Source organism: Acetobacter sacchari (assembly GCF_017377715.1).
In the GTDB taxonomy this organism is placed as follows: Bacteria; Pseudomonadota; Alphaproteobacteria; order Acetobacterales; family Acetobacteraceae; genus Acetobacter; species Acetobacter sacchari.
Genome location: NZ_JAFVMF010000087.1, coordinates 1 through 264 on the forward strand (window position 1 = coordinate 1; position 264 = coordinate 264).

A 264-nucleotide genomic window follows, 5' to 3' on the forward strand; every position below is an offset into this window, starting at 1 on the left:
ACCGCCGTATCGGCGGCGGCGTCGCGGAAAATACCATGGAAGCACCGGCAAAGGGCGGCAAGCTCACCCGTGAGCACATACAGCGCACGTTGCAATCCATTGTGACATCAGAAACGACGATCTTCGGCGAGACGGGCGACTCGTGGTTCAACGTGGCCCGCACGAAACTCCCCCGTGGCGCTCGCGTGGAATACGAAATGCAGTGGGGCCATATTGGCTGGTCGGTGCCTGCCATGTTCGGCTACGCTGTCGCCACGCCGGAGC

1 pseudogene is annotated in these 264 nt (G+C 62.5%); it reads left to right on the top strand.

Annotated elements, in window-relative coordinates:
* Positions 1–264, top strand: a pseudogene (locus J2D73_RS20360) (pyruvate decarboxylase); the annotation flags it as partial.